The following is a 7,270-nucleotide window of genomic DNA, read 5'->3' on the forward strand; positions in this document are numbered from 1 at the left end:
GATTTCTGGGACGGTGGGGTGGGCATACGAGTAGTTGGCAAGAATTCTCCAGATTGCCTTGTAACGTTTAGAACGTTCAGGGTCTTTTTGCTGGTTCATAAAATTAAGGCTATCAGTAGGTTCTGGCCCAATGAATATATTACTTAACTTTCCAGCCGAAGTTTCATCTCCCGCCAACACTCCTAGTTGAAAAACTTCCAGTGCATTTTGATACATCTTGCGGTTTTTTAATGTATACCCAAGAGTTCTGGCCGCATTTGCATCTCCTTGTTTAGATGCACAGTAATACATTTCTTCAACGATTTCTTGAGCCAAACTTACCTCTGCAAGTTTGTCGGCAACATAACTTTGTGCTTGGGGATTACCGTTATCCGCCGCTTTACGGTAGTAGCGAAGAGCCATTTCAGGATCTTTTTTCAGTCCAGCGGAACCGTTCTCTAAATAAATTGCTATAAAGTAATAACCGGTGGCGACATGCGCATTAATTAGTTGGATGCTCAAATGAAGCCTTTCGGTACTTGTAAGATTAAATTGGCCTCGGATGGCACCGTTTTGCAAGTTAATATTAGCTTTATAATGGTTATTAGATGAGGCAATGCGGTACAACCTTTCTATTTCAATATCCACCATTTCATCTTTTTTTAATTGATTATTAACCTGTAACCAACGACCGTATTTAAACAGTTTGTCAGCATCAGCAGATGGTTCGGGAATAACTTCATATTTACAGACAAATGCAAGTCTTACGTCAGTATTGGAAAGAGGGTCCATGGTGATATCCTTTTTTACAACAGTGGGGGTAGCGGCCTGATCGCAGGCAGTCAGTAGCAAGCATAATAACAGTAACACTTGGCGCATTAGTCCATGTCCTTTAAGGTTGCTTCGACGTATAAAAAAGCAATTAGCGGCGCTGTAGGTTTGGCTTTCTTAGTTTTTTGAAGGCTTTTATTGTCCTCTAAAATATCTTGCCAAGCGAAAAATGCCTCTGCGGGATCATCTTGCGTGCCCCGATTATCAGTATGCAATTTCCAAAGTTTCTTACGTAAGCCCTTTGTCACGCTTTTCATCTCATGAGCAATATTCATTTCGCTGTCTACTTGCATACTGCGGGTGTTGATATTGGCGGAGCCATGAGTAGTGAAAACATCATTTATGATCATGAGCTTGGAGTGAATATAAACAGGCATCCATTTCTCTGCAGGTGAATCTTTCGCTACCAGTGAGCAAATATGAACTTTCAGACCGGGAACCGTTTCAGGTTTAATTGTGCTGTCCTGAATTTCCTGAGCCTGTTTTTCAAATTCTGCCGTTTTTCTTAGCAAGTCCTGATACCTTTTATTCGCATCGGCAGGATCAAGATATATAGCAGGCGCCGTGGTGAACACTTCTTCGCTGGCTTTGCCAATCCTGGTCAATTTTGTCACATTCGGAATTGTGTCGGCGCGGCCGAGAACTTCCAACATGCGCTGGGTATTCACCGTGCCAGCACCAATACCCTGATCAGTAACGTTGGTGACAACGAATAAATGTAATGAACCGTGTTCACCGGGATCCCTGCCCGCTTTGCTTTGAACTTCTGCTGCTTTTTTGATGGCTTCTGCCAATGGAGGCCAGCGAAAATATTGATTCTCTATATATATAAACTGCGTCGCATTATTAACTGTTTTCAAATAGAGTTTTTCTATATCTCGTTTGCCTTCCTGCGCCTGAGTGCGCAAAAGTTGCGCCATGATCGGAGTGCCAAATTCTGAACGCTGTTGAAGCTTTTTAGCGACTTCTCTAGCATTACGCATAATGAGTAAATCTTGTCCCGTTTCCCTCAGCCACGCGGTGGCAAAGTTTTTATGCAAATGTTCCAGAATTGGCCCGGTTACCTGACTGGATATATCTTGTCTTGGCAGATCTCCGCGTGGTCCTGTGTTAGGTCCAACTTCTGATGGCATTTCAGTGTCAGCACTCGGGAAGCGAGGAAAGAGTTTATTCAAACTTGCCGGTCCCATCTGTTGCCAGTTGGTCGATTTAAACAGGATGTTTTGCGGATCGGCGATTTCAATGTTGCCGTCACTGAGTTTGATGTAGCCGCCGCCGCAGGTCAGGGTCAGCTCTCTGGCGGCGGTGATAGTGACGGTGCTTTCCGTGCTGGTCACGGTGATGTCGTTTTTGGCCAGCGCCGATAATTCGTCACCCTGTGCCTGAATGTCGACTTTCCCTTTTCCGGCGAAGAGCTTTATGCCGGATTTTTGAGCAAACAAACTGATGCTTTCGCCTGCGGCGACGGTAAAGGATTTGCCGCTGCTGATGTCGGTATTGCTACCCGACATAATTCCGAATATGTTCTTCGCCACGTTTGTCTTCCATCCGCAGCTTATTGTTGGCTGGCGTTCGGATGACGTTACGGGTGTTGTTTTGCTCCGTGACGTGGTCGGTGTGGCGTGAGTCATGCAACGCATGCGCGATATACGGCCTGTCCGGATCGCCGTCGTGGAAGGCAATCGCCACTTCCGTGCCCTGTATCAGCGGGAAGTGGATACCATATTTCCTTCAAACTCCTCACCAGCTGCCGTAGGGATATTTTTTATCTTTTATAAAGTTTTTCATCCCTTCGCTGTATTCGTAACCATTCGGGAAATTAGTTTCGTTTTTGCACATATCTAACTCTTTACCTGAAACAGTGGTTATTTGGGTGCTGGTCAATAAGATATCGGAATGGCCATATTGTCTTAGCCAGGCGTGTACGATACCTTTTGGAGCCAAACCTATTAGCATTGTTTGCCGGTAAAATTTTTTTGAGGGAGCAAGTGGGCTAGGGTAAGAAATAATCATTTTTTCCCACGTATCAGGATGAAAAAATAAGGTGGTTTCATAGGTTTTTTTATCGATAACCGAGTCCCAACAAAATCTGATCAACTGAGGAGGCGCTTTTGCTTTGTTAAACTGTGTTCCGCCAGCGGAATTTTGCTCATCCCATTTTCCAACGCTGGCACCTTGCGGCTGATCAATTGTCTCAAAAACATAACCATAACCCTTGGTATCCAGTAACTTCACCAGGGTGACCTGAGCGGGCAGAGCTTTAGGTGTTGTAAATGCGAAATACCATTCATCCCAGGGTGGTGCTTGATTACCCGCATGTTGTTCTTCTGTATTACTGCCGGTGCAACCCGCTAACAGAAGAAGGGATAGCAGACCTGTTATTGCTTTCATAAGGGTTTCTCCAGCATATATTTATCTCATTGAAACTCATCACCAGCTGCCGTAGGGGTATTTTTTATCTTTTATGAATTCTTTAATGTCGTCATCGTATCCATAATTAAAATCACTGTTAGTTACCCCAGCGCACATATCTAAATCCTTGCCTGAAACAGTGGTTATTTGGGTACTCGTCTGGAGTAGGTCAGGGTCTCCATTGTTCTTTAGCCAAACTCTGACTTTTCCCTCCGGTGCCAGACCAATCACCATATACCGGAAGTAATAAGTTTCCTTAGGATTTGACCAGTCAGGCTCCGAACTCACCATTTTATGTTGTGTGTCCAAAGAGAAAAATAAGGTGGTTTCATACACTTTTTTGTCGATAATAGAGTCCCAGCAGAACTTAATCATCTGCGGTGGAGATTTTGCCTTATTAAAAGGTGAAGATCCCAGACCATTGTGGGTATCCCATTTTCCAACGCTGTCGCCTTGTGGTTGGTCTATAGTCTGGAAAACGTAACCGTAACCGTCGGTATCCAGTAATTTCACCAGGGTGACCTGAGCAGGCAGGGTCTTAGGCGTTGAAAATGTGAAATACCATTCATCCCAGGGTATTTTGATACTGCTGTGTTTTTCCTGTGCTTTACTGCCGGTGCAACCCGCTAACAGAAGAAGGGATAACAGACCTGTTATTGCTTTCATGCTCGTTCTCCCTGCATATATTTATCTCCTTGAAATTCATCACCAGTTGCCGTAGGGATATTTTTTATCTTTAATGAACTCAGGCGTTTCGCCATAGTAAACATACCCATCAGGGTGCTTTGTTACATTTTTGCACATAACTAAGTCACTACCTGAAACAGTGGTTATTTGGGTACTCGTCTGGAGTAGGTCAGGGTCTCCATTGTTCTTTAGCCACACTCTGACTTTCCCCTCTGGTGCCAGACCAATCACCATATACCGGAAGTAATAAGTCTCCTTCGGGTTTGCCCAGTCAGGCTCTGAACTCACCATTTTATGTTGTGTGTCCAAAGAGAAAAATAAGGTGGTTTCATACACTCTTTTATCAATAATAGAGTCCCAGCAGAACTTAATCATCTGCGGTGGAGATTTTGCCCTATTAAAAGGTGAAGATCCCAGACCATTGTGGGTATCCCATTTTCCAACGCTGTCGCCTTGTGGTTGGTCTATAGTCTGGAAAACGTAACCGTAACCGTCGGTATCCAGTAATTTCACCAGGGTGACCTGAGCAGGCAGGGTCTTAGGCGTTGAAAATGTGAAATACCATTCATCCCAGGGTATTTTGATACTGCTGTGTTTTTCCTGTGCTTTACCGCCGGTGCAACCCGCTAGCAGAAGAAGGGATAACAGACCTGTTATTGCTTTCATGCCTTTGCTCCTTGCATATATTTATTTCCTTCAAACTCATTACCAGCTGCCGTAGGGATATTTTTTATCTTTTATGAATTCTTTAATGTCGTCATCGTACCCATAGCTGAAATCACTGTTAGTTACCCCAGCGCACATATCTAAATCCTTGCCTGAAACAGTGGTTATTTGGGTGCTGGCCAGTAATAAATTAGGATTACCATTATTTTGTAGCCACACTCTGACCTTTCCTTCTGGTGCCAGACCAATCACCATATACCGGAAGTAATAAGTCTCCTTCGGGTTTGCCCAGTCAGGCTCTGAACTCACCATTTTATGTTGTGTGTCCAAAGAGAAAAATAAGGTGGTTTCATACACTTTTTTGTCAATAATAGAGTCCCAGCAAAACTTAATCATTTGCGGTGGAGATTCTGCCTTATTAAAAGGGGAATATCCTTTTCCAATATATTGACTCCATGTGCCTACACTTTTCCCTTGTGGTTGGTCTATAGTCTGGAAAACGTAACCGTAACCGTAACCGTCGGTATCCAGTAACTTCACCAGGGTGACCTGAGCAGGCAGGGCCTTAGGGGTTGAGAATGTGAAATACCATTCATCCCAGGGGGCTTTAATGCTTCTTTGTTGTTCGTGCGCTTTACTGCCGGTGCAACCCGCTAACAGAAGAAGAGATAGCAGACCTGTTATTGCTTTCATACGTGTTTCCCCTGCATATATTTATCTCCTTGAAATTCATCACCAGTTGCCGTAGGGATATTTTTTATCTTTAATGAACTCAGGCGTTTCGCCATAGTAAACATACCCATCAGGGTGCTTTGTTACATTTTTGCACATAACTAAGTCACTACCTGAAACAGTGGTTATTTTTGTGCTAGTTAATAAAATATCAGGATGGCCATACTGTCTTAACCAGGTATGCACGATACCTTCCGGAGCCAGGCCTACTAACATCGTTTGCCGGTAGGCACTTTTTGCAGGAGTGAGGGGGTTTGGATAAGGGGTAATCATTTTCTCCCAGGTATCAGAATAAAAGAATAAAGTGGTTTCATAAGTTTTCTTGTCAATAATAGAGTCCAACAAAAAACAATCATTTGAGGTGGAGACTTTGCTTTATTGAACTGTGTTCCGCCAGCTGAGTTTTGGTCATCCCATTTTCCCACACTGATGCCCTGTGGTTGGTTTATTGTTTCGAACACATAACCATAGCCTTCGGTGTCGAGTAATTTCACCAGGGTGACCTGAGCAGGCAGGGCCTTAGGGGTAGTAAATGCAAAGTACCATTCATCCCAGGGGGCTTTAATAGTGCCGTGTTGTTCTTCTGTATTACTGCCGGTGCAACCCGCTAACAGAAGAAGGGATAGCAGACCTGTTATTGCTTTCATGCCTTTGCTCCTTGCATATTCCACACGGCGCGTACCCAGCCGGGATTAGGGCGATTAACAAAGCCGACAAGTTCTGCTGATTTTACCGCGCCGTAAATCGCCTTGACCTTATTGCCATCGAGCCAGACGTCTTTAAATACCACTGCGTTCCAGTTCGCAGAACAGTGGATGTATTTCCCAATCAATTGCATTTCTTCCAAAGTAAAAGGTATGGATGTTGCCCCATTTAAAGCCGCTTTTCCTTGGTTAATGGCTTTTTGACTCAACGGTTCTAATTCTTGTGGCAATCTTAATGTGATATTCGTATCGCGAATTGGATCAAATATACATCCAGCGCTTTGAGCCGCGGCTAGCATCACGCGCAAGCTAACCTTTGACCAGTCATTAGTGACGGTACGTTCCATTGTCACCGCCGCACCAACACGCTTTTCCGTCACACCCATACGATTTTTATTCGCATTGACCAAATAGTCATACCATGTTCCCAGGGTTATCACCCCGGAAAGAATAATGGGACTCAGATTGGGCAGTACCCGCAGGTCAGGTATTTCCGCCGCTGAACTGCGATAAATATTCGTCATCTCGACGGGAATGCTATCCCTGACGGTCTCAAATCCAGGTTCAGAGAGGAACAGGTATTCTTTTTCCTGCGGATTATAGCCACCGCCAATATCCGAATGTACACCGGGCAAGGCAAGTTCTGGCCACGACTCTTTAATGCTGTTCAGGCTGAAGTTATAGCGGCATTCATGCATTGCGGTAATCTGAAAGACTTTTTGTGCAATATCTTTCGGAAGCGCCAGCTCAATGCCGGGATTTACACCGCCGTGGACGTCAAACAAATTTGTTACCCCACCGACTGCGCAGACAGTATCAAACAGTCCCAGAAAGCGAACTTCTCCTGAAGGTTTGCCATGCTGATTTCGGCCATCCAGCCCTTTCGTGATGGCTTCCTGTATCGCCTGATCGTTGTTTCTGACACGATTCGCAAGGTGACGTGCAGCCGCAGCGCCACGGCTGAAGCCGAATATATCAAACTGGATTTTTTCAATTGCGCATGAATTACTTTTGCTTTCTTTAAGTAATAATTGAATTTGTTCGCTAATTAATGCAATGCCTTCATTTGTTTTATCGACTACGCCATCAAACCAGACACCTATCCAATTTTTTTTAATAGAATCCACCCATTATGTGTTTCTTCATTTTTCTTGTGGCTTAAGATGAGATTACAAAGACCATTGTTATTAACCAGAACTTTTTTACTGTAATTTTTCATAGGGTCATCTTTTAATGGATGTTTGCTGTTCTGTTTGTAA

The 7,270-nt window shown here is 44.1% G+C and carries 7 protein-coding genes and 2 pseudogenes; all 9 read right to left on the reverse strand.

All coding sequences use genetic code 11. The features are described 5' to 3' along the window. A partial coding sequence (locus tag J1781_RS00980) for an SEL1-like repeat protein (RefSeq protein ID WP_217233083.1) occupies positions 1-858 on the reverse strand: 858 nt, incomplete at its 3' end. Then, a complete protein-coding gene (locus J1781_RS26400; RefSeq protein ID WP_408004141.1) occupies positions 858-1,943 on the reverse strand; it encodes a phospholipase D-like domain-containing protein in 1,086 nt (361 codons plus the stop codon). The genes J1781_RS00980 and J1781_RS26400, both read right to left, overlap by 1 nt. A 15-nt stretch (positions 1,944-1,958) precedes the next feature. After that, positions 1,959-2,535 (reverse strand): annotated as a pseudogene (locus J1781_RS00985) (DUF2345 domain-containing protein); the annotation flags it as partial. 15 nt (positions 2,536-2,550) lie between these two features. After that, on the reverse strand, positions 2,551-3,201 hold the full coding sequence (locus J1781_RS00990) for a DUF2931 family protein (protein WP_217233084.1): 651 nt from the start codon (positions 3,199-3,201) through the stop codon (positions 2,551-2,553). 39 nt (positions 3,202-3,240) lie between these two features. Then, positions 3,241-3,888, reverse strand: a complete 648-nt coding sequence (locus J1781_RS00995; RefSeq protein ID WP_217233085.1) for a DUF2931 family protein — start codon at positions 3,886-3,888, stop codon at positions 3,241-3,243. Positions 3,889-3,927: 39 nt separating this feature from the next. Then, on the reverse strand, positions 3,928-4,575 hold the full coding sequence (locus J1781_RS01000; protein WP_217233086.1) for a DUF2931 family protein: 648 nt from the start codon (positions 4,573-4,575) through the stop codon (positions 3,928-3,930). A 39-nt stretch (positions 4,576-4,614) separates the two neighbouring features. After that, positions 4,615-5,268 carry a DUF2931 family protein gene (locus tag J1781_RS01005; protein ID WP_217233087.1) on the reverse strand — a complete coding sequence of 218 codons (654 nt, stop codon included), beginning with the start codon at positions 5,266-5,268 and terminating at the stop codon, positions 4,615-4,617. Between the two features lie 39 nt (positions 5,269-5,307). After that, positions 5,308-5,954: pseudogene (locus J1781_RS26455) on the reverse strand (DUF2931 family protein). Beyond that, on the reverse strand, positions 5,951-7,138 hold the full coding sequence (locus tag J1781_RS01015; protein ID WP_217233088.1) for a T6SS phospholipase effector Tle1-like catalytic domain-containing protein: 1,188 nt from the start codon (positions 7,136-7,138) through the stop codon (positions 5,951-5,953). Before J1781_RS01015 ends, J1781_RS26455 begins: the two are co-directional and overlap by 4 nt. Positions 7,139-7,270 lie beyond the last annotated feature (132 nt).

It is taken from the genome of Rahnella perminowiae, assembly GCF_019049695.1.
Lineage (GTDB): Bacteria > Pseudomonadota > Gammaproteobacteria > Enterobacterales > Enterobacteriaceae > Rahnella > Rahnella perminowiae.